Below are 22,959 nucleotides of genomic sequence, written 5' to 3' on the forward strand. Positions count from 1 at the left end.
GGGAAGGGACGACAAAAGACGCGGACCGTTCGCCCACCTCAGGCGCGTTTACCTGAACAGTAAGAGTGCGAAGTCGCACCAAAATGAGGCTACTGTTGTGGAGTCGATAGCACTCAAAACGGCGGATGCGATTGCCAGCGCACTGCTGACGCGCATCCAGGCCGGTGAGTTCAGCGGCGGGCGACTGCCAGCGGAACGTGCCTTAAGCGAGGCTTTCAGCACCACGCGGATTACCCTGCGGGAAGCGCTGGGTAAGCTGGAGGCCCAGGGGATGATCTACCGGGAACTGCGTCGCGGCTGGTTTATCGCGCCACCACGTCTGATTTACAACCCGCTGCATCACAGCCACTTTCATGCCATGGCGAGGGAGCAGGGACGGCAGGCGACCACCGAAGTCATCGCCGCAGAACAGGTTGCGGCGCACGACAGCGTAGCAGCCGCGCTGCGTCTGGCTCCAGGTTCGTCGGTTTACTGTATTCGCCGCCTGCGGCGCATTGATGGGCGTGCGGTGCTCTATGTAGAACACTACCTTAATCCGCGTTTTTTCCCTGGCCTGCTCAATGAAGATCTGACCCGCTCCCTGACCGATCTTTATGACCAGCGCTACGGCATTCGCTACGGCGGCGCGCGCTTCACGATTCTGCCCGGCCCGTTGCCGGAGATTGCTGCACCTACGCTGAATGTCGCGCCGGGCAGCCCCGGTCTGCTGATCACCCGTATTAACCGCAATCAGCAAAAAGAGGTGATTGATTGCGACTGTGAATACTGGCGGTACGACGCGCTCTGTGTGGATGTGGAGGCTTAGGGTTATTGTGATTTGCATCACACTCACGCATGATGTTGCGCGCTGATAACTCCTTTTTAAAGGCGCAACATGAGTGACAAAAATCCTTTGGCCCGCCACCTTGCAACGGTTCTGCAATGGGTGCTGAATCTGGGTCTGCTGAGTCTGGCGATCATCCTGATCGTCTTTTTAGGCAAAGAGACTATTCATCTGGCAAACGTCCTGTTTAACACCGGCGAGCAGGCCTCTTCATACCTGCTGATTGAGGGAATTGTTATCTATTTCCTCTACTTCGAATTTATTGCCCTGATTGTTAAGTACTTTCAGTCGGGCTATCACTTTCCCCTGCGCTACTTTGTCTATATCGGTATCACGGCCATTATCCGCCTGATTATCGTCGACCATAAAAATCCCTTCGATACCCTCTGCTACTCAGCGGCGATTCTGATTCTGGTTGTCACGCTGTGGCTGGCCAACAGTAACCGGCTGAAACGCGAGTAATCCCCCTGCCGTCTGACACGACGGCAGGTGTTCGCATCGCCGCTCTGCGCTAAACTAGCGTCCTGAAAATTATCGGGAGTGGTGCCATGTCGCAAGACGCACTCAGCTTATTACGTTCGCTCAACTGGCTTTCTCCGTCGCAGGCCACCCTTGCGCCGCCCTTGCTCGACTGGCTGATGGAGGAGGATTCGATGACGCGCCGCTTTGAGCAGCACTGTCAGCGGGTCACGGTTCAGCCGCTGCGTGAAGGCTTTATCGACGCCAGCGAGTTAGGTGAGGAAAGGGCGTTGTTGCCAGGTGATGAACGCTTCTGGCTGCGCGAAGTGCTGCTGTCCGGCGACGATCAGCCCTGGCTGGCTGGCCGCACGCTGGTGCCGGAAAGCACCCTTAACGGGCCAGAGGCAATGCTGCAACAGCTCGGCACCCGTCCTCTTGGGCGCTATCTTTTTTCGTCGTCGACGCTGACCCGCGATTTTATTGAGCCGGGGCAGGTGGAGGGATTGTGGGGACGACGTTCCCGTCTGCGTCTCTCCGGCAAACCGCTGCTGCTGACTGAACTGTTTTTACCGGCATCGCCGCTTTATCGCGATCTGGTCTGAGGATTTTGTGGTGCAAACGAGCTTAAGTATGAATAAATGGCGGGCCTACGCTCGCCTGATGCGTATCGACAAACCGATCGGGACGCTGCTGCTGATGTGGCCCACGCTCTGGGCATTATGGCTGGCTGACAGGGCGATCCCGCCACTGCCGGTGCTGGTGGTATTCGTTGCCGGGGTGTTTGTGATGCGCGCGGCGGGTTGTGTGATCAATGACTACGCCGACCGCAAAGTTGATGGTCATGTGGAGCGTACGAAGCACCGGCCACTGGCCAGCGGCGCGGTGAGTGCAAAAGAGGCGAAGCTGCTGTTCGTGATCCTGGCGCTGGTGGCTTTTGCGCTGGTGCTGACCATGAACCTGATGACGATCATGCTCTCCGTCGTGGGACTGGCGCTGGCCTGGGTCTATCCCTTTATGAAGCGCTACACCCACCTGCCGCAGGTGGTGCTGGGGGCCGCGTTTGGCTGGGCGATTCCTATGGCCTGGTCCGCAGTTAGTGAGTCCTTACCTCTGGTCTGCTGGCTGGTGTTTATTGCCAACATTTGCTGGACGGTCGCTTACGACACCCAGTATGCGATGGTTGATCGGGATGATGACCTCAAGATTGGCGTAAAGTCGACGGCGATTTTATTTGGTCGTTTCGACAAGCTGATCATCGGGTTGCTGCAACTGGCAACCCTGCTGCTGATGGCGCTGGTGGGCATGATGCTGCATCTGAACGGCGCCTTCTACTGGACGCTGCTGCTGGCGGCTGCGCTGTTTGTTTATCAGCAGAAGCTGATCGCCGGACGCGAGCGCCAGCCCTGTTTCCAGGCTTTTCTCAATAATAACTATGTCGGGATGGTGCTGTTCCTCGGTGTGCTGATGAATTCTCCGCCGTTCAGCCAGCTGTTCTGATAGAGAGATTCCAGACATAAAAAGGCGATCCGGGAAGTCGCCAAACCTGATGAGGGTGAATCTGGCAGCAATGGATAAGCTCAACGAGCAGGGAACATGGGCAGAAGAGGAAAGCGTCCCGCGCCAGGGACGGCGCGGGCCGAGCAGTCAGGGATGACGCTTTTGCGTCTTTCCGATCTGACCATGTTCCCTGAGCAGGCACCGTCTTACAGCGAATCGGACCAGACCTGGTCTATAAAAAAGGCGACCTCATGAGGTCGCCTTTTTACTGGGCGCGGGTGTCAGTCGTGCGCCACCGCGGTTTCAATCGTCATGCGGACATCACTGGTGACCAGGTCAGCCAGGATATGCCAGGTCGCCAGGGTCTGCGCGACATCGGCATCACCGCTGTCGCTGATATACCCTTCGTCACGCAGCGTCAGCACCAGTGAGGTAAAGACCGCTTTGTCGAAGAACTCCGGCGCGTTGATACCGTGCAGTACCGACAGACGCTGCGCCAGCGTCCGGCTCTCTTTCTCCAGCGTGCCACGGTTAATCGTCGGCTTGGCGCTGAGAATAGAGAAGGTAATGGCATAACGCTGCAGCGTTTCGCGCACACCGGCAGCCAGCAGTTGCAGCGTGCGGTAGCGTGCCGCAGTAAAGCGCAACTCACCGGCTTCGAAGGTAATCAGGCCCTGACGCGCCAGCTCCTGACTGATATCGGTCAGCAGTTGCGGCAGCTCATCGGTCTGCCAGCGCAGGAACAGTTCGCTCTTCAGCATCGGGTAGATCAGGCTCACCTGACGCAGCAGTTCGGCTTCAGTCAGCGTCTGATGCTGCTGAACTATGGCGGCAATCAGCGACGGCATCACCAGCATGTGATGAATATTGTTGCGATAGTAGGTCATCAGCACCGCCTGCTCACGCGGCAGAATGATGATGTCGCCAATACTGTCCTTTTCACTCTCAAACTTATTCATACCCATGGCGTGATCCAGCAGCGCTTCCGCTGAAAGATCGGGTACGGTCGCGTTAGGTGAATAAGGCACATTGCGCAGCAACTGGGTATAGCACTCCAGCTGTTCAATCAGCTGTTCACGGGTGAGTGAGCGCTGACGTGACGCCAGCAAAGCGGTAACACAGAGGTTCATGGCATTGGCCGCGCCCGCTTCATTGATACGCACCATCAGACTGGCCGCGATATCATTGACCGTCGGTGTTAACCAGCTCGGACGCTGCGGCTCAATCGGATCGATGGCATCGCGCCATTCCGGCACCTGCTTATTGAGATAGTTGACCAGCGGCAGCGGCTCGCCAAAGTTAACATAACCCTGACCGAGATTGCGCAGCTTGCGCAAGCCACGCACCATCTGCATGAAGCCCTCTTTCTCTTTCGCCGCGCCGCGCAGTTCTTTGGCGTAAGTACCCACTTCCATCACGTGCTCATAGCCGATGTAGATCGGCACCAGCGTGATCGGGCGGTTACCGCCGCGCAGCATCGCCTGCAATGTCATGGCTAAGGTGCCGGTTTTCGGGTCCAGCAGGCGGCCGGTACGAGAACGACCACCCTCGACAAAGTACTCAACCGAATAGCCGCGGGTAAACAGCTCGCCGAGATATTCACGGAACACCGTGGCGTAGAGCTTGTTGCCTTTAAAAGTACGACGAATAAAGAATGCGCCCAGACGACGGAAAATCGGGCCGGCTGGCCAGAAGTTGAGGTTGATACCGGCAGCAATGTGTGGCGGGACCAGGCCCTGATGATAGAGCACGTAGGAGAGCAGCAGATAATCCATGTGGCTGCGATGGCACGGCACATAGACAATCTCGTGGCCATCCTGCGCCAGCTGGCGCACTTTTTCGCCGCCATTGACGTTGATGCCCTGATAGAGACGACTCCAGAGCCAGCCCATCACGCGGTCGGTAACGCGAATCGCTTCATAAGAGAAGTTGGCGGCAATTTCTTCCATCATCTCGACAGCATTCTGCTGCGCTTTCTCATGGGAGATTTTTTTGCTGCGTGCTTCATCTTCGACGGCTTTTTCAATCGCTTTGGATTGCAGCAGACGGTTAAACAGATCCTGACGCGCCGGTAACCGCGGGCCAATCGCCGCCAGCCGCTGACGGGCAAAATGGATGCGCGCCACGCGAGCCAGTTTCTGGGCAATCGACTTATCCGTACCGTGTTCCGTGGCCATGCGGCGCAGCGAAACGGTCGGCGAGAAGCGAACAAAACTGTCGCGTCCGTGCCAGATCACCGCAAAGAATTTCTGTACGCCGTTCAGCACCCGCAGGTGTGGCGTGGCTTCGCCCTGAACTTCACGTCCTGGTGCGCGACCAAACATCACCGTTACCGGCAGCATCTGGATATCCAGCGTAGGATTATTGCGATGCAGATCGAGGTAATCGTGAAAGATTTTCACCGATTCCACGCTGGGCACAAAATAGGGGAAGACGCGCGGGCCATCGTGGATAAATACGTGGCGCGGCAGCAGTGAACCATCAATCTCCAGCGGAGAGAGCGGGTCAGGCAGATGATGCCGCAGACACTGCGCGCGTAAAGTCAGTAAGTCGGCCTTCGAATCGTAAGGCAAAACATACATAATAGGTCGGGTCGGATCCAGACCATGTTCAGACACGGGATCGGCCGGAATGGCCTTACTTTTTACCAAAAACGACAGTGGTAAATTAAGCAATTTGTAATAGAGTTTACGCCAACCTGACATAGACAACATGAAGCCTCTTGTTAGCAAAGCGCCGCAAGCATACCAGAAAGTGCAGCGAAGATCTGTGGTGGTGCCAATTGCACGCAGCCCAGACATTGACGTCAATCCGATAAAAGGGTTCCCACATCATGGCAAATAATGCCACCGGACTTATCAGAATAGTTAAAGCCGCAGGTTACTCCTGGCAGGGACTGCGTGCCGCCTGGCAACATGAAGCGGCGTTTCGTCAGGAAGCCCTGGCTGCGCTGGTCGCCATTATTATCGCCTGCTGGCTGGATGTCGATGTGGTCTCACGCATCCTGATGATCGGGGCAGTGGTGCTGGTCGTCATTGTTGAAATCCTTAATAGCGCCATTGAAGCGGTCGTTGACCGCATCGGTCAGGAGCATCATCCGCTGGCGGGCCGGGCCAAAGATATGGGCTCTGCGGCGGTACTGATCAGCATCTTACTGGCACTGTTTGTCTGGATCGCGCTGCTCTGGACACATTTGCGATAAGCGTTCCATATCGCGCCGGAAGCCGCGTTTTGCCTGACAATCGGTTTCCATTTCGCCAATACCTGTATATACTCACAGCGACTGTATAAACAACCAGGGGGCGGGATGAAAGCATTAACCAGCAGGCAGCAGCAGGTCTATGACCTGATTCGCGACCATATTTCTTCAACAGGCATGCCGCCTACGCGCGCAGAGATTGCTGCACAACTGGGCTTCCGCTCACCGAATGCGGCAGAAGAGCACCTGAAAGCGCTGGCGCGTAAAGGTGTCATTGAGATCGTTTCGGGTGCATCGCGCGGCATTCGTCTGTTAATGGAAGAAGAAGCCTCAGAAGGCATACCGTTGATTGGCCGGGTTGCTGCCGGTGAGCCGATCATGGCGCAGGAACATATCGAAACCCACTACAAGGTCGATCCGGGCCTGTTTAAGCCGTCTGCCGACTTCCTGCTGCGCGTCAGCGGAATGTCGATGAAAGATATCGGGATTATGGATGGCGACCTGCTCGCGGTACATAAAACCCAGGATGTGCGCAACGGCCAGGTTGTCGTTGCCCGCATCGATGATGAAGTCACCGTTAAGCGCTGGAAAAAGCAGGGTGCTATCGTGCATCTGCTGCCTGAAAACAGTGATTTTGACCCGATTGTTGTCGATACCCGTGCACAGTCCCTGACCATTGAAGGTTTGGCGGTTGGCGTGGTGCGCAACGGCGAGTGGCTCTGATTTTAGGCCTGCGTGCATTCGCCTTTTCTGATGCTATTCTGTCTGCCCTAATTTTGTCGCTGACTGTTTTGCGCAGCGACACCGAGCACGGAACGGCGAATGCGCTTTATCACGGCAACCGATAAAAATCTCTGGCGGCTTGCGCTGCCGATGATCCTTTCAAATATCACCGTTCCCTTACTGGGAGTGGTCGATACTGCAGTTATTGGTCATCTCGACAGCCCTGTCTATCTTGGCGGGGTTGCGGTCGGGACCACGGTGACCAGCTTCCTCTTTATGCTGCTGCTTTTCCTTAGAATGAGTACGACTGGCCTTACGGCGCAGGCGTTTGGTGCGGACGATAAAACCGCGCTGGCACGCGCACTGACGCAGCCGCTGATCATTGCGCTGCTGGCAGGTGTACTGTTCATCGCTTTACGTTATCCGATTATTCAGCTGGCGACCCATCTGGTTGGCGGTAATCCCGCGGTACTGGAACAGGCGGCGCTGTTTATTCAGATTCGCTGGCTCAGTGCGCCTGCTACGCTGGCAAATCTGGTCATTCTGGGCTGGCTGCTGGGCGTGCAGTATGCGCGCGCGCCGGTGATCCTGCTGGTGGTGGGCAATGTGGTTAATATCGTACTCGATCTCTGGCTGGTCATAGGCCTGCACTGGGGTGTCGCGGGTGCGGCAACCGCCACGGCGCTGGCGGAGTACATTACGCTGGGTGTCGGCAGCATCATGGTCTGGCGGGTCCTGAAGCTGCGTGGTATTCCCCTGAGCCTGCTGAAGCAGAGCTGGCGCGGTGACAGCGGCCGGCTGCTGCGGCTGAACCGGGATATCATGCTGCGCTCACTGATGCTGCAACTCTGTTTCGCCTCGCTGACCGTGCTGGGCGCGCGGCTGGGCCCGGATGTGGTGGCAGTTAACGCGGTATTGCTGATGTTCATCACGTTCACGGCCTATGCGCTGGATGGCTTCGCCTACGCGGTTGAAGCGTTTGCCGGCGAGGCGCATGGTGCAAAAGATGGCGGCAAACTGCGGCGCGTCTGGCACTCTGCCTGTCGGCAGGCGGTGGTGGTGGCGCTGTTCTTCTCGCTGATCTATGCCATTGCTGGCCCGCAGATTGTTACCCTGTTGACCTCCCTTCCTTCGCTGCAACAAAGTGCTGACCGCTATCTGGTCTGGCAGATCGTTATGCCGCTGATCGGTGTCTGGTGTTATCTGCTGGATGGGATGTTTATCGGCGCGACGCGCGGACGTGAGATGCGTAACAGCATGGTGGTAGCAGCAGCAGGCTACTTTCTGACGCTGCTGAGCGTACCGGCGCTGGGCAATCACGGACTGTGGCTGGCGGTAACGGTTTTCCTGGCGCTGCGCGGTCTGTCACTGTGGCTCATCTGGCGCAGGCACTGGCGTCAGAACAGCTGGTTTGATGCCTGACGCTGTACAGGCTGATACAGATTATTCCGTATTATTCCGGGTTTGTGAATCTGGCTACTACAATTAACTTTATCCGGCGCAGTTAACCAGCGCTTTATATCGTTATTTTGTTAAGTAACAAGATAATCATTAAACCCCGAGGATTGGAGGTCTGCCATGAATAAAGATGAAGCGAGCGGCAACTGGAAGCAGTTTAAAGGCAAAATGAAAGAGAAATGGGGCAAGCTGACCGACGATGACATGCAGGTTATCGAAGGCAAACGCGATCAGCTGGTCGGCAAAATCCAGGAACGTTATGGCTATGCGAAAGATGAAGCAGAGCGTGAAGTGACGGACTGGGAAGGCCAGAATAAAGACCACCGCTGGTAATGCAGCGCTGATCAGTTAACACGTTCCGGTGCACCCGCACCGGAACCACACAAAGATGCGCCAGTTACCCGCGTTTTCCCCGCTTTTTACCCTCATCCTGATGATCGTGTTCGCAGCTTTCATGGTGCGTACAGGCTTCTACTGCAGCACAATTTTCACACAGGCCATGCGCTTCAATCACACTGTGGCGTAAAGCGAACTGCGCTTCACCCGCCAGCGTCGCGATAATCTTCTCCACGCCCTGCGCCTGTTTCTCCGTTACCGCTGCACAGCGGTCGCAGACCAGCATCACTGAGGTATGCGCCGGTGCCTCAAAGTGGTGACACATGACGTAGCTATTGTTGGACTCCACCCGATGAATGAAACCCTGCTCCAGCAGGAAATCGAGTGCCCGATATACGGTGGGGGGCTTGGCCTGCGGTTCGTTGATGCGGAGTTGATCCAGCAGATCGTAAGCGCTGATCGAGCCTGGCTGTTCGGCCATCAGGCGCAATACCTCAGCACGCTGCGAAGTCAGACGTACACCGCGCTGCAGGCACATTTTTTCAGCCTGAATCAAAATTTGCTGCGACGTCATGTTTGTCATGAAAAATTCTCCGCTGGATAAGTGATGTTATTTTATCACACATAGTTTTGCGGCGCCGATGTTCGTTTTCGCCTGTTAAAACAGCATTATTTGCCTGATAAAGCAGCATTTTAAGAATTTCAGCCGCTATCTATCTCAAATCTGACGAGAAATCAGATCCATTCTCAATCGACATGAAGCGGAATTTGTTGGCATTTTGCTTTGCATCTCACTGAGTTAAGAAGTAATGTTCAGAAAGACTTAAGGAAAGTCTGGCAGTATTTGAAATAACCCGACACAGTCTGAACAATTACAACGGTTTTTTGATTGGAAAACGTCCAATCCTTTGAATTAAGACACTGTTTCCTTTGAATTCACAGCAATAACGCGTTAGCCAGGGTTCACAATAGGGCTAACAAACTATTCAGTCGTTGAATGTTTCAATGACAATTTCTCAGGTGATGGCAGGCAAATGGTGAAAAAATCCGCTCAACGTTCAGCGCTGAATTATTCCGCTGCAGCGACCGCGCTTTTCCTTTCTTCTTCCGCCATGGCGGCAGGGACCTGGTATGATGCACGTAATGACGCCATGGGTGGCACCGGCGTAGCATCTTCTGTTTATGGCTCAGCAGTGCTGGCGAACCCGGCATTAATGACGCGTGCTAAATCTGACGATAACGTCAGCATTATTATTCCCTCGGCAGGTATTCAGGTTACTGACAAAGATAAGCTGATCGATAAAGTCGATGATATTACCGACACCGTGGATCGCTATCGCGACGTGATTGGTAACCTGACTTTTGCGGATTATCTGCGTGGCTACCCTGAACTGCGTGCTGCCTCCGGCGACGTCGCTGACAAGCTCAGCGATTTGCGCGGTAACAAAGCGGACGGCAGTGCAGGCGTGGCCGTGGCCGTCACGATCCCTAATGAGACCCTGCCTTTTGCGTTTATTACCAAAGCCTACGGTACGGCGCACGTCCGTGCCAACGTGGTCCAGGGTGATATCGACTACCTGCGCGGTGTTGCTAACGGAACGGTGCTGCCACGTCCAGGCGATCAAAATAACCTTCGCTCCAGTGCAAATGGCTTAGCGGCACTGACCATTGATTATGGTGTGGCGGTCGCGCATGAGTTCACCATCGCCGGTCAGCCGGTCTCGGTGGGCGTAACGCCGAAAGTGCAGAAAACCTCGCTCTATAACTACACTGCCAGCATCTATAACTACGACAAGAACGACATCAACAATAGCCAGTATCGCAGCACCGACACCGGCTTTAACGTTGATGCCGGTCTGGCGACCACCTTTGCTGAAAACTGGACGCTGGGCGTGACCGGACAGAACCTGGTTTCGCGCGATCTGCAGACCAAAGAGGTCAACGGGTTCCGCGATACCTACCAGATTCGCCCGCTGGTCACCACCGGACTATCCTGGGATAAAGGGCCGTTTACCGTGACAGGCGATGTGGATCTGACTGAAACCAAACGCTTCAAAACCCAGGATAACAGCCAGTATGCGGCAGTGGGCGCGGAGTACCGCGTGCTTGACTGGTTGCAACTGCGTGCCGGTTATCGGGCGGACATGCGGTCTAACGACGAAAATGTTGCCACCGCAGGTTTTGGTCTGTCACCGTTTAACAAAGCTGTCCATCTGGATCTGGCTGGCTCGGTGGGGGCTAACAACACCTGGGGCGCGATGATGCAGCTGGGCTTTAACTTCTAAGCACGTTATTCCGGCTGTTCGGGGGCGGGCGATGCACTATCGCCCGCCCTTGTGTTATCCTTGCACAGAATTCCATCACCCTTAATTACCGGATTGTCTGCGCTTCATGCCTAATTTCTCTTCGCAACGTTTCTCTATCGCCCCCATGCTCGACTGGACCGATCGTCACTGTCGCTATTTTCATCGTCAGCTGACCGGTGACACGCTGCTCTACACCGAAATGGTGACCACAGGCGCGATCATTCATGGCAAAGGGGATTACCTGGCATACAGCGAGGCGGAACATCCGGTCGCGTTGCAGCTTGGCGGTAGCGATCCGGCGGCGCTGGCGCAGTGTGCGAAGCTGGCAGAGCAGCGCGGCTACGATGAAGTAAACCTGAATGTCGGCTGTCCTTCGGATCGGGTTCAGAATGGTCGTTTTGGTGCCTGCCTGATGGCCGAGGCGAATCTGGTCGCGGATGCGATTAAAGCGATGCGCGATGTGGTATCGATTCCGGTGACGGTGAAAACCCGCATCGGGATTGATGAGCTGGACAGCTATGAATTCCTGACGGACTTTATCGGCACGGTGGCAGGTCGCGGTGAGTGTGAGACGTTTATCATCCATGCGCGCAAAGCCTGGCTCTCTGGCCTCAGCCCCAAAGAGAACCGCGAAATTCCCCCGCTGGACTATCCACGCGTCTATCAGCTGAAACGCGATTTCCCGCATCTGACGATCGCGCTTAATGGCGGCGTAAAAACGCTGGAAGAAGCCCAGACCCACCTGCAGCACCTGGACGGTGTGATGATGGGACGCGAAGCCTATCAAAACCCCGGCATTCTGGCCCAGGTCGATCAGACGCTGTTTGGTCGTCAGCACCCGGCGGCAAACCCGGTGGAAGTGGTGCGCGCCATGTATCCCTATATCGAAGTGGAACTGGCGAAGGGCACATATCTGGGACACGTCACGCGCCATATGCTGGGACTGTTCCAGGGGATCCCGGGCGCCCGCCAGTGGCGACGTCACCTGAGTGAAAACGCTCACAAGCCGGGGGCGGATGTTCGCGTACTGGAAGCCGCGCTGGCGCTGGTGGCGGATAAGATCCCACAGGAAGCCTGATCCCTAATCGTAACCCTGAAAAACCAGCTCTGATCAGCTGGTTTTTTTACGCCAGAATGTGGTTTTTCTCACCAGGTCGCTACACTTTTTTTAATCCTTATCAGCGTTAAATCAATAAGTTATCAGTTGGCACGCTTTTTGTAATAGCTATAACAACTGATTTCAAAAAGGAGCGCTGACGTGGAAATTTTATTCGTATTAGGGTTTTTCCTGATGCTGTTGCTGACCGGCGTTTCACTGCTGGGCGTGCTGGCAGCACTGGTGGTCGCAACCCTCGTGATGTTTGTCGGTGGACTGTTCGCAATTGTTATCAAGGTGTTGCCGTGGCTGGTGCTGGCGGTCATCGCTGTATGGCTGCATCGTGCCTTTTTTGGCGATAGCGATGAACGCGCGCGCCGTAAGCTGAGACGTAAGATCAACAGGTTAGATCGCAAAGGCTGGCGCTAAATGCGGTAGCGATCACAGTGTGAGAGATTGTTCGGCGCTGATCTGCAATTAAACATATTTTTTACTTATGTTTTCTGGCAGGATGCCTGTCGTCAAATCGATGTGCCATCGACTCGACATGAATTCATCGCCGCTGTCCCTACACCAGCGCGAACAAAAAATAAAAAAAAGAAGAGGGCTTCCCACGGGAAGCCCTTTTTGCTGCTTACGGGGTGCTGGCTGTTACGGGATTAACAGGCAGGATCCCTGCGTGGCACGGCTCTCCAGCATCTGGTGCGCCTGGCTGGCCTCTTTCAGCGCAAACTTCTGCTGCTCCGGCACATCAACCTTGATCGCGCCGCTCGCCAGCAGGGAGAACAGCTCGGCACTGGCGGTTTCCAGCTCCTGGCGATTGGTGATATAGCCAAACAGGGAAGGTCGGGTTACAAACAACGAGCCTTTCTTATTCAGAATGCCCAGATCGATGCCGGTCACCGGACCCGATGCATTACCGAAACTGACCATCAGACCGTGACGGCGCAGCGAATCCAGCGATGCTTCCCAGGTATCTTTACCCACGGAGTCATACACCACACCCACTTTTTTCCCTTCCGTCAGTTCGCTGACGCGCTGTGCAATATTCTCTTCGCGGTAGTTAATGGTGGCCCAGGCACCGGCGTTTTTCGCCATGGTGGCTTTTTCTGCTGAACCCACGGTGCCGATCAAATGCGCACCCAGCGCTTTTGCCCACTGACAGGCGATTAACCCGACGCCGCCCGCCGCGGCATGAAACAGGAAGGTCTCACCGGCGCTGATTTTATAGGTCTGACGCAGCAGATATTGTGTAGTCAGCCCTTTCAGATAGCTTGCTGCACCCTGTTCAAAGCTGATCGCCTCCGGAAGATGCATCAGGCGATCTTCCGCTACGTTGTGCACTTCACTATAGGCTCCCATCGATGCCAGACAGTAGACTACGCGATCGCCGGGTTTAAACAGAGTCACGCCACGGCCAACCCGCGACACCACACCTGCGGCTTCCGTTCCCAGGCCAGAGGGAAAAGCGGCAACCGGATAGAGCCCGCTGCGAACATAGGTATCGATGTAATTAATCCCGATAGCGCGATGCTCAACCTGCACTTCATGTTCAGCCGGGTCAGCAGGTTCAAAATCTGTCCACTCTAAGACGTCCGGGCCGCCATGCGCGCTGAACTGAATACGCTTTGCCATTCTGACTCCTGTGATTGTTTCATCATGAGGGTGAGGCGCGCACCCCAACTAAGGTATACTTGCGCGTCCCCACAGAAGATCGGTAATGCATTCACTATGGCAGGAAATAAACCCACCAACAAATCGAACGAAACGCAGGATCGCCAGCTCGCAGGCGTGAAAATGCCCCCGCATTCTCTGGAAGCGGAGCAGTCGGTGCTCGGTGGGTTAATGCTGGATAACGAGCGTTGGGATAACGTCTCTGAGCGCGTCGTCGCGAATGATTTTTTCAACCGCTCGCATCGGCTGATTTTTTCCGAGATGCAGCGGCTGCTGGAAAACAGCAAACCCATCGACCTGATTACGCTCTCTGAATCGCTGGAAACCCGTGGCGAACTGGAGATGGCCGGTGGCTTCGCCTATTTGGCTGAGCTGGCGAAAAATACCCCGAGTGCGGCGAACATCGGCGCTTATGCCGACATTGTGCGCGAACGCGCAGTGGTGCGTGAGATGATCTCCGTCGCCAACCAGATTGCTGATGCCGGCTACGATCCGCAGGGACGTAACAGCGAAGAGCTGCTCGACTTCGCAGAGTCGAACGTCTTTAAAATTGCGGAAGCGCGTGCGGATAAAGATGCTGGCCCGAAAAACATCGAGCAGATTCTGGAATCAACCGTCTCCCGTATCGAATCGCTCTATCAGACACCGCATGACGGCGTCACCGGCGTGGATACCGGCTATCAGGACCTCAATAAAAAAACTGCCGGCCTGCAGGGCTCTGACCTGATTATAGTTGCCGCCCGTCCTTCGATGGGTAAAACCACCTTTGCGATGAACCTGTGCGAAAACGCCGCCATGCTGCAGGAGAAGCCGGTGCTGATCTTCAGTCTGGAGATGCCCAGCGAGCAGATCATGATGCGTATGCTGGCGTCACTTTCCCGCGTCGATCAGACCCGCATCCGAACCGGACAGCTGGATGATGAGGACTGGGCGCGCATCTCCGGCACCATGGGCATCCTGCTGGAGAAGAAGAACATGTACATTGATGACTCTTCTGGCCTGACGCCCACCGAGGTGCGTTCGCGCGCCCGGCGTATCTACCGGGAAAACGGCGGCTTAAGTATGATCATGATCGACTATTTGCAGCTGATGCGCGTGCCGGCGCTGTCGGACAACCGTACGCTGGAGATTGCGGAGATCTCCCGCTCGCTGAAAGCACTGGCCAAAGAGCTGAATGTGCCGGTGGTGGCGCTGTCGCAGCTTAACCGTTCACTGGAGCAGCGTGCTGACAAACGGCCGGTCAACTCGGATCTGCGTGAATCGGGTTCGATCGAGCAGGATGCGGATTTGATCATGTTTATCTATCGCGATGAGGTTTACCACGAGAACAGCGATCTGAAAGGGATCGCCGAGATCATCCTGGGTAAACAGCGTAATGGCCCGATCGGTACAGTGCGCCTGACCTTTAATGGCCAGTGGTCACGCTTCGACAACTACGCGGGTCCGCAATACGACGATGAATAATCTCTGCTTTGTGCTGTCATGCACGATCTGTGCATGGCAGCCCTCATCATCAGAAAATAGTGTTGGACAACCTCTCGGGTTATCGGGTTATCTGTAACAAAGCGACGCCCATTACGCTGTGGAAACGGAATGACTCACGTAGACGATTACGACCTTAAAATCCTGACTTTATTACAATCTAACGGCCGGCTGACCAATCAGGAACTCAGCGATCTGGTCGGCCTTTCTGCCTCTCAATGTTCCCGCCGCCGTATCAATCTGGAACAGGCTAACCTCATTCTGGGTTATCACGCCCGGCTGTCACCCGATGCCATCGGGCTTGGCATGGTGGGATTAATAGAGGTGCGCCTGATTAACCACACCGCGGAATATGTTGAGAGCTTTCACCGCATGGTGGAGCAGGAGCAGGCGATCGTGGATGCCTACAAAACCACGGGTGATGCAGACTATCTCCTCAAAGTGGCGGTGGCCGATCTCAACTCCCTCAGTGCGTTAATCAGCCAGTTGGTTGCCGGTCACCAGAGCGTTTCTCATGTGAAAACCTCGGTAGTGCTTGGGCGAATGAAAGAGAACGGGCTGATGATGATCCCCGGAGAGAAGACGCGCTAAAAGAGTGCGTGCTGTGCGATTTTGGTGCACACTGGCGGCAGTTAATGCAAATAACGCGCATTTAAGATGGCTTTGGCGCATAGGTTGACGGAATCAGTCGAGATTCATGCACAAAGTTCCGTTATAAAGCGCCTTAGATATCAATGGGATATCGCTGGCATCCGCTTCACAGCCGTTCAGTGCTGTGACGATGGTGCGTTTTTTGCATCGGAACCGCATCATTTGCACTGAGAAACCCCCCATGGATAACATCGCAGAACCCACCCGCGTCCCGCATTCGCGCATTGAAGATGCGCTGGCGATGGTGCTCGGCACCCTGATGGTCTCGTTCGGCGTCATTATGCTGAAACAGGCGGGCGCGCTGACCGGCAGCACCGCAGGTATCGCCTTTCTGATCAGCTATCTCTCGCCGCTCTCGTTCGGCAGCGCGTTTTTCCTGATCAACATCCCGTTTTACTGGCTGGCGGTAAAACGCATGGGCTGGGAATTTACCCTGAAAACCTTCTGCGCCGTCGGGCTGGTGTCGCTCTTCACCCAGCTGCACCCGCTGTTCGTTCACTTTTCTGACCTTAACCCCTTCTATGCGACACTGTTCGGTAACGTCATCATGGGAATCGGGTTTATAGTGTTATTTCGTCATAAGGCGAGCCTGGGCGGCATCAATATTCTGGCGCTGTGGCTACAGGATCGCTTTGGGATCCGCGCGGGTAAACTGCAGATGGCAGTCGATACCTGCGTCGTGCTGGCGTCACTATTTGTGGTGAGTGGCCCCATCCTGCTCGCGTCGATTGCGGGTGCGGTGATCCTGAACCTGATTATTGCAATGAACCACCGTCCGGGACGCTATCGGGTTTAATCCGCCGCTTACGGACCAATCATGGAGACCTACACCGTGTTTCAAAACGTTGATGCCTATGCTGGCGATCCGATTCTGTCGTTGATGGAAGCTTTCAAACAAGACCCACGCGAACACAAAGTTAACCTGAGTATCGGGCTCTATTACGACGAACAGAACATTATCCCGCAGCTGAAGGCTGTAGCGGCTGCCGAAGAGCAGATCTATGCCGAGCCGCATCAGGCATCGCTCTATCTGCCAATGGAAGGACTGAACAGCTACCGTAGTGCGATTGCACCGCTGCTGTTTGGTGCCGATCATCCGGTGTTAAAGGCGGGCCGTATTGCGTCGATTCAGACCCTGGGTGGTTCTGGCGCGCTGAAAGTCGGCGCGGATTTCCTCAAGCGCTACTTCCCGCAGTCTGCCGTCTGGGTCAGCGATCCGACCTGGGAAAACCACATCGCGATTTTTAACGGCGCAGGTTTAGAGGTAAATACCTATCCCTGGTATGACGCCGAAACCCACGGTGTGCGGTTTGATGCCTTTATCAGCACCCTGAAAACCCTGCCCGCGCAGAGCATCGTGTTGCTGCATCCCTGCTGTCATAACCCGACCGGCGCTGACCTGACTGATGCGCAGTGGGATCAGACCGTCGAGGTGCTGAAAGCACAGCAGCTGATTCCTTTCCTGGATATCGCCTATCAGGGCTTTGGTGCCGGTATGGAGCAGGATGCGTATGCCCTGCGCGCGGTCGCGGCGGCGGGCCTGCCTGCGCTGGTCAGCAACTCCTTCTCCAAAATCTTCTCGCTCTATGGCGAGCGCGTAGGCGGTCTCTCTATCGTCTGTGACAGTGCCGAAGAGTCAGCACGCGTGCTGGGCCAGCTAAAAGCTACCGTTCGCCGTAACTACTCCAGCCCGCCGAATTTCGGTGCGCAGGTTGTCGCACGCGTCCTCAACGATGAGGCGCTGAAGGCCAGCTGGCTGGCTGAAGTGGAGGCGATGCGTCTGCGCATTCTCGCGATGCGCCAGTCGCTGGTGGACGTGCTGAGCACCGCGCTGCCAGGTAAAAACTTCGACTACCTGCTGAAGCAGCGCGGCATGTTCAGCTACACCGGCCTGAGTGTGCAGCAGGTTGATCGCCTGCGTAACGAATTTGGCATCTATCTGGTGGGCAGCGGCCGCATGTGTGTGGCCGGTCTGAACAGCAAAAATGTGCATCAGGTAGCGGAAGCGTTTGCCGCCGTGATGTAACAGCAGCCAGGCTGTAAACAAGACCGCCAGGGTTTTCTCTGGCGGTTTTTTTATGGGTCAGGGTTTACCTTTCGGCGACATGCTGCACACTTAAACGGGATAACCGTTTCAGGAATAAGCTATGTGGCATCAACAAACTATAACGCTGAGTGCGAAGTCGCGCGGGTTTCATCTGGTCACCGATGAGGTCGTAAATTCGCTTTCCGGACTGCGTGATATCAAAACCGGACTGCTGCATCTGCTGTTGCAGCACACTTCGGCGTCGTTAACCTTAAACGAGAATTGCGACCCGACGGTGCGCAGCGACATGGAGCAGCATTTCATGCGGCACGTGCCGGAGAATGCGCCTTATCAGCACGACTACGAAGGACGTGATGATATGCCAGCGCACATCAAATCATCGACCTTAGGGGTTTCGTTGTTATTACCGGTTCAGCGGGGACGTCTGGTGCTGGGCACCTGGCAGGGTATCTGGCTGGGCGAGCATCGCATTGATGGCGGTGCCAGGCGGATTGTCGCCACTTTACAAGGGGAGTCGTAATGAATAACTCAGACTTACTGACCTATTGCATGAGCAAGCCGGGCGCGGAGCAGAGCGTCCACAATGACTGGAAGGCTACACAGATTAAAAGTAACGGCGTGCTGTTTGCAATGGTGCACGAGGTAAAAGGGCGGCCCGCCGTCTCGCTGAAATCGACGCCAGCGCTGGCCGAATTGCTGCGCGAAGAGCACAGCGACATCATTCCCAGCGAGCATCTGAATAAGTCTCACTGGAGCACGCTGTTCCTCGACGGTTCGCTGAAAGATTCACAGATCTACTATCTGGTCGATGCCTCATACCAGCAGGCGGCGGCTGCCCGTTAAACGGCAATAAAAAACCCTCTTACCTGAGCAGGAGGGTTTCAGATCAGACCGCTTACGCGGCAGACTGATCGCGCAGGGTGTTAATATCAATAACAAAGCGATACTTCACATCGCTTTTCAGCATGCGCTCATAGGCTTCGTTAATCTGGTCCATCGCGATCAGCTCAATGTCTGACGTAATCCCGTGCTCGCCACAGAAATCGAGCATCTCCTGGGTTTCCGCGATGCCGCCAATCAGTGAACCGGCGATGCTGCGACGTTTAAAGATCAGGTTGAAGACCTGCGGTGCCGGATGATCGTGCTCCGGTGCGCCCACCAGCGTCATGTTGCCATCCAGCTTCAGCAGGGTGATGAACGGATTGAGATCGTGCTGAGCCGCCACGGTGTTCAGGATGAAGTCAAAGCTGTTCGCGTGCTGCGCCATCTGATCCGCATCTTTGGAGATCACCACTTCATCGGCACCCAGACGTTTGCCATCTTCAATTTTGGATGGCGAAGTGGTGAATAGCACCACATGTGCGCCCATGGCATGCGCAATCTTCACGCCCATATGGCCCAGGCCGCCTAAGCCTACGATACCCACTTTCTTGCCAGGACCGACATTCCAGTGACGCAGCGGCGAATAGGTGGTGATACCGGCACACAGCAGCGGTGCCACGCCCGCCAGCTCCAGGTTTTCCGGGATCCGCAGCACAAAGCTTTCATCAACCACCATCGACGTTGAGTAGCCGCCGTAGGTAATGGCGCCGGTTTCGCGATCTTCGCCGTTATAGGTGCCGACAAAGCCGTTTTCGCAGTACTGCTCCAGACCCTGCTGACAGCTCGGACAGCTGCGGCAGGAATCGACCATACAGCCGACGCCAACCAGATCGCCGACTTTGTATTTCTGCGTCTGTGGACCAACAGCAGTTACGCGACCCACAATTTCATGCCCCGGAACGACGGGAAAAATGGTGTTTTTCCACTCATTACGGGCCTGATGCAGGTCTGAGTGGCAAACGCCACAGAACAGCACCTCAAGCTGAACGTCATGGGCGCGCAGCTCACGCGGCTTAAAATCGAACGGTGCCAGTTTGGATTTTGCATCCTGAGCAGCATACGCATGCGTAATATTCATGGTGTCTCCAGTTTCGATGTGTCGTGAGTGTTTTTTGATGATGTGCAGCAGCGTGGATGTGCTGCGAAAACAGGGCGACGCCAGGGGCGTGCCAAAGAGGAACCGCTTAAGGATAGTCAGCGTGAGGAAAAGCGTATATGCCTATACATGTCTGAATCTTGCCTGATTCTGCATTTTTCTGGCTGAATCGGCAGGGGATAAAAAAGGCCCGCACGCGGCGGGCCTGAGAGAATTACTTCTGCAACAGGGGCTTCAGGAAGCGCGCGGTGTGGGATTTCTCACACTCCGCTACGGTTTCTGGCGTACCCGCCACCAGGATTTCACCGCCGCCGCTGCCGCCTTCCGGACCAAGATCGACAATCCAGTCTGCGGTTTTGACCACATCGAGGTTGTGCTCAATCACCACGATAGTATTGCCCTGATCGCGCAGCTTATGCAGCACTTCCAGCAGCTGCTGGATATCGGCAAAGTGCAGGCCGGTGGTCGGCTCATCCAGAATGTAGAGCGTCTGACCGGTGCCACGCTTCGACAGCTCACGCGCCAGCTTCACACGCTGGGCTTCACCGCCGGAAAGGGTGGTGGCGGACTGACCGAGGCGGATATAGGTGAGACCCACATCGATCAGCGTCTGCAGCTTACGCGCCAGCGCTGGCACGGCATCGAAGAACTCACGCGCCTCTTCGATCGTCATCTCCAGCACTTCGTGAATGCTCTTGCCTTTGTACTTCACTTCCAGCGTTTCACGGTTATAGCGTTTGCCTTTGCACTGGTCGCACGGCACATAAATGTCCGGCAGGAAGTGCATTTCGACTTTCAGCACGCCATCGCCCTGACAGGCTTCACAGCGTCCGCCCCGCACGTTGAAACTGAAGCGACCCGGATTGTAGCCGCGCGAACGCGCTTCCGGCACGCCCGCAAAGAGTTCACGCACTGGCGTGAAGATGCCGGTATACGTGGCCGGGTTGGAGCGCGGTGTACGACCAATCGGGCTCTGGTCGATGTCGATCACTTTGTCGAAGTGCTCCAGGCCTGCCACGTCACGGTAAGGTGCCGGTTCGGCAATGGTCGCACCGTTCAGCGCCCGCTGAGCAATCGGGAACAGCGTATCGTTGATCAGGGTCGATTTACCCGAACCGGACACACCGGTAATACAGGTGAACAGCCCGACCGGCAGCGTCAGCGTAACATCCTTAAGGTTGTTGCCGCGTGCGCCAGTAATCTTCAGTACTTTGGCCGGATCGCCTTTGACGCGCTCCTCTGGCACCACAATGCCACGCTTGCCACTCAGGTACTGACCGGTCAGCGATTCTTCCTGCGCCATAATCTGATCAACGGTACCTTCTGCGACCACCTGACCGCCATGCACACCTGCACCCGGGCCGATGTCGATCACATGGTCTGCGGCACGAATCGCATCTTCATCATGCTCAACCACAATCACGGTGTTGCCGAGGTCGCGCAGATGAATCAGGGTGCCGAGCAGCCGTTCGTTGTCACGCTGGTGCAGGCCAATAGAAGGCTCATCCAGCACATACATCACGCCGACCAGACCGGCACCGATCTGGCTGGCCAGACGGATACGCTGTGCTTCCCCCCCGGACAGAGTTTCCGCAGAGCGTGACATCGACAGATAGTTCAAGCCGACGTTGACCAGGAAGCTCAGGCGATCGCCAATCTCTTTCAAAATTTTCTCGGCGATCTGCGCACGCTGGCCGCTGAGTTTCATGTTTTCAAAGAAGGACATCGCATGGCCGATGCTCATCTCAGAGATGGTCGGCAGCGTGGTGTTCTCCACGAAGACGTGGCGCGCTTCACGACGCAGACGGGTGCCTTCACAGCTGGCACAGGCGCGGTTGCTGATAAACTTCGCCAGCTCTTCGCGAACCGCAGAGGATTCCGTCTCTTTATAGCGGCGCTCCATATTATTGAGCACGCCTTCAAACGGATGACGACGAACCGAGGTATCGCCGCGATCGTTGATGTACTTAAATTCGATGCTCTCTTTGCCTGAGCCATACAGAATCACTTTCTGCACATTGTCTGGCAGGCTGCCGAATGATGCTTCGATATCAAAATCGAGGTGTTCCGCCAGCGAACGCAGCATCTGGAAATAGTAAAAGTTACGACGATCCCAGCCGCGAATGGCGCCGCCCGCCAGCGAAAGTTCAGGGTTCTGCACCACGCGGTCAGGATCAAAATATTGCTGTACGCCCAGGCCGTCGCAGGTCGGGCACGCGCCCGCCGGGTTGTTAAATGAGAACAGGCGCGGCTCCAGCTCACTCATGCTGTAGCCACAAATCGGACAGGCGAAGTTAGCCGAGAAGAGCAGCTCTTCTGCGTCGCTGTCATCCATGTCCGCCACGATAGCCGTGCCGCCGGAAAGCTCCAGCGTGGTTTCAAACGACTCTGCCAGACGGGTTGCCAGGTCTTCACGCACTTTGAAGCGGTCAATGACCACCTCAATGGTGTGCTTCTTCTGCAGCTCAAGCTTCGGCGGATCGGAGAGGTCACACACTTCGCCATCGATACGCGCACGGATGTAGCCCTGCGTCGCCAGATTCTCCAGCGTCTTGGTGTGCTCACCCTTACGATCTTTCACCACCGGGGCCAGCAGCATCAGGCGACGGCCTTCCGGCTGCGAGAGCACCTGATCCACCATCTGGCTCACGGTCTGCGCCGCCAGCGGCACGTCATGATCCGGGCAGCGCGGTTCGCCTACGCGGGCAAACAGCAGACGCAGGTAGTCGTGGATCTCGGTGATGGTTCCCACCGTCGAGCGTGGGTTGTGCGAGGTGGATTTCTGCTCAATAGAAATGGCGGGCGACAAACCTTCGATATGATCGACGTCCGGCTTCTCCATTAACGAAAGAAACTGGCGCGCATATGCAGAGAGCGACTCCACATAGCGGCGCTGACCTTCCGCATACAGCGTATCAAACGCCAGTGAGGATTTACCGGACCCTGACAGGCCGGTTACCACAATGAGTTTGTCGCGTGGGATGGTCAGGTTGATGTTTTTCAAATTATGGGTGCGGGCACCACGAACTTCGATCTTATCCATTCACCTTTCCCGGATTAGCTGCACTCACCGTGCCTTGCCGACACGGCCAGAATAAACGTGTCATTATGGCACAAAAAATAGACTGAATATATATCCAGTACTCTCGGGTCTGGAAGCGGAGAGGGATTAAAACTGGAACCCCGCTCGAAAGTGGGAAACAGTCCGCAGGACGTGTTAGAATTGATGG

The 22,959-nt window shown here is 55.6% G+C and carries 22 protein-coding genes; 17 read left to right on the forward strand and 5 right to left on the reverse strand.

The genetic code is table 11. The features are described from left to right. The first annotated feature begins 97 nt into the window (after positions 1-97). The 4 genes from AC6I8C_RS01335 to ubiA all read left to right on the forward strand — a co-directional run bounded on the left by AC6I8C_RS01335 (position 98) and on the right by ubiA (position 2,779). On the forward strand, positions 98-805 hold the full coding sequence (locus AC6I8C_RS01335; protein WP_497821390.1) for a UTRA domain-containing protein: 708 nt from the start codon (positions 98-100) through the stop codon (positions 803-805). Positions 806-874: 69 nt separating this feature from the next. Beyond that, positions 875-1,285, forward strand: coding sequence for a phosphate-starvation-inducible protein PsiE (gene psiE, locus AC6I8C_RS01340; protein ID WP_013359769.1), 411 nt, complete (start codon positions 875-877; stop codon positions 1,283-1,285). Positions 1,286-1,371: 86 nt separating this feature from the next. Continuing rightward, positions 1,372-1,884, forward strand: coding sequence for a chorismate lyase (gene ubiC / locus AC6I8C_RS01345; RefSeq protein ID WP_497821391.1), 513 nt, complete (start codon positions 1,372-1,374; stop codon positions 1,882-1,884). A 28-nt stretch (positions 1,885-1,912) separates the two neighbouring features. After that, positions 1,913-2,779 (forward strand): 4-hydroxybenzoate octaprenyltransferase, encoded by an 867-nt coding sequence (gene ubiA, locus AC6I8C_RS01350; RefSeq protein WP_497821392.1) that lies wholly within the window; start codon positions 1,913-1,915, stop codon positions 2,777-2,779. A 281-nt stretch (positions 2,780-3,060) separates the two neighbouring features. Here the strand turns inward: ubiA and plsB are convergent, their stop codons facing one another. Continuing rightward, positions 3,061-5,484 (reverse strand): glycerol-3-phosphate 1-O-acyltransferase PlsB, encoded by a 2,424-nt coding sequence (gene plsB / locus AC6I8C_RS01355; protein WP_135910418.1) that lies wholly within the window; start codon positions 5,482-5,484, stop codon positions 3,061-3,063. 128 nt (positions 5,485-5,612) lie between these two features. On the opposite strand from plsB, the gene AC6I8C_RS01360 reads away from it, so the two are divergent. The 4 genes from AC6I8C_RS01360 to AC6I8C_RS01375 all read left to right on the forward strand — a co-directional run bounded on the left by AC6I8C_RS01360 (position 5,613) and on the right by AC6I8C_RS01375 (position 8,492). Further along, complete coding sequence (locus tag AC6I8C_RS01360) at positions 5,613-5,981, forward strand: diacylglycerol kinase (protein WP_107319237.1); 369 nt, start codon at positions 5,613-5,615, stop codon at positions 5,979-5,981. Between the two features lie 105 nt (positions 5,982-6,086). Then, positions 6,087-6,701, forward strand: coding sequence for a transcriptional repressor LexA (gene lexA, locus AC6I8C_RS01365; protein ID WP_013359774.1), 615 nt, complete (start codon positions 6,087-6,089; stop codon positions 6,699-6,701). 99 nt (positions 6,702-6,800) lie between these two features. After that, positions 6,801-8,123 (forward strand): MATE family efflux transporter DinF, encoded by a 1,323-nt coding sequence (dinF, locus tag AC6I8C_RS01370; protein WP_497821393.1) that lies wholly within the window; start codon positions 6,801-6,803, stop codon positions 8,121-8,123. Positions 8,124-8,279: 156 nt separating this feature from the next. Continuing rightward, positions 8,280-8,492: a CsbD family protein gene (locus AC6I8C_RS01375; protein ID WP_013359776.1), complete on the forward strand. Its 213-nt coding sequence runs from the start codon at positions 8,280-8,282 to the stop codon at positions 8,490-8,492. Positions 8,493-8,556: 64 nt separating this feature from the next. On the opposite strand, the gene zur is transcribed toward AC6I8C_RS01375, so the two are convergent. Then, a complete protein-coding gene (gene zur, locus AC6I8C_RS01380) occupies positions 8,557-9,078 on the reverse strand; it encodes a zinc uptake transcriptional repressor Zur (RefSeq protein ID WP_497821394.1) in 522 nt (173 codons plus the stop codon). Between the two features lie 451 nt (positions 9,079-9,529). Here zur and AC6I8C_RS01385 point away from each other — a divergent pair, with 451 nt between their 5' ends. From AC6I8C_RS01385 to pspG, 3 genes are all read left to right on the forward strand, one after another. Beyond that, positions 9,530-10,780 (forward strand): conjugal transfer protein TraF, encoded by a 1,251-nt coding sequence (locus AC6I8C_RS01385; protein WP_497821395.1) that lies wholly within the window; start codon positions 9,530-9,532, stop codon positions 10,778-10,780. A 106-nt stretch (positions 10,781-10,886) separates the two neighbouring features. Further along, entirely contained in the window at positions 10,887-11,879 is a 993-nt protein-coding gene (dusA, locus tag AC6I8C_RS01390; protein ID WP_497821396.1) for a tRNA dihydrouridine(20/20a) synthase DusA, read from the forward strand. A gap of 180 nt (positions 11,880-12,059) precedes the next feature. Continuing rightward, entirely contained in the window at positions 12,060-12,326 is a 267-nt protein-coding gene (gene pspG, locus AC6I8C_RS01395; RefSeq protein WP_497821397.1) for an envelope stress response protein PspG, read from the forward strand. A 222-nt stretch (positions 12,327-12,548) separates the two neighbouring features. Here pspG and AC6I8C_RS01400 read toward each other — a convergent pair whose 3' ends face one another. Next, a complete protein-coding gene (locus tag AC6I8C_RS01400; RefSeq protein WP_110331195.1) occupies positions 12,549-13,532 on the reverse strand; it encodes a quinone oxidoreductase in 984 nt (327 codons plus the stop codon). Positions 13,533-13,628: 96 nt separating this feature from the next. Here AC6I8C_RS01400 and dnaB point away from each other — a divergent pair, with 96 nt between their 5' ends. The 6 genes from dnaB (at position 13,629) to AC6I8C_RS01430 (ending at position 18,594) form a co-directional block, all read left to right on the forward strand. Next, entirely contained in the window at positions 13,629-15,035 is a 1,407-nt protein-coding gene (dnaB, locus tag AC6I8C_RS01405) for a replicative DNA helicase (protein ID WP_497821398.1), read from the forward strand. 129 nt (positions 15,036-15,164) lie between these two features. Then, positions 15,165-15,644 (forward strand): Lrp/AsnC family transcriptional regulator, encoded by a 480-nt coding sequence (locus tag AC6I8C_RS01410; protein ID WP_003855753.1) that lies wholly within the window; start codon positions 15,165-15,167, stop codon positions 15,642-15,644. Positions 15,645-15,885: 241 nt separating this feature from the next. After that, positions 15,886-16,500: a YitT family protein gene (locus tag AC6I8C_RS01415; protein WP_033734896.1), complete on the forward strand. Its 615-nt coding sequence runs from the start codon at positions 15,886-15,888 to the stop codon at positions 16,498-16,500. A gap of 36 nt (positions 16,501-16,536) precedes the next feature. Beyond that, positions 16,537-17,730 (forward strand): amino acid aminotransferase, encoded by a 1,194-nt coding sequence (locus AC6I8C_RS01420; RefSeq protein WP_497823292.1) that lies wholly within the window; start codon positions 16,537-16,539, stop codon positions 17,728-17,730. A 121-nt stretch (positions 17,731-17,851) separates the two neighbouring features. Then, positions 17,852-18,271 carry a secondary thiamine-phosphate synthase enzyme YjbQ gene (locus AC6I8C_RS01425; RefSeq protein ID WP_013359785.1) on the forward strand — a complete coding sequence of 140 codons (420 nt, stop codon included), beginning with the start codon at positions 17,852-17,854 and terminating at the stop codon, positions 18,269-18,271. Next, positions 18,271-18,594: an MmcQ/YjbR family DNA-binding protein gene (locus tag AC6I8C_RS01430; protein WP_033734902.1), complete on the forward strand. Its 324-nt coding sequence runs from the start codon at positions 18,271-18,273 to the stop codon at positions 18,592-18,594. Before AC6I8C_RS01425 ends, AC6I8C_RS01430 begins: the two co-directional genes overlap by 1 nt. Before the next feature lie 52 nt (positions 18,595-18,646). On the opposite strand, the gene AC6I8C_RS01435 is transcribed toward AC6I8C_RS01430, so the two are convergent. Further along, entirely contained in the window at positions 18,647-19,711 is a 1,065-nt protein-coding gene (locus AC6I8C_RS01435) for an NAD(P)-dependent alcohol dehydrogenase (protein WP_013359787.1), read from the reverse strand. 232 nt (positions 19,712-19,943) lie between these two features. Then, complete coding sequence (gene uvrA / locus AC6I8C_RS01440; RefSeq protein ID WP_033784472.1) at positions 19,944-22,772, reverse strand: excinuclease ABC subunit UvrA; 2,829 nt, start codon at positions 22,770-22,772, stop codon at positions 19,944-19,946. Positions 22,773-22,959 lie beyond the last annotated feature (187 nt).

Source organism: Pantoea sp. X-Soil-YNGN-844, from assembly GCF_059730595.1.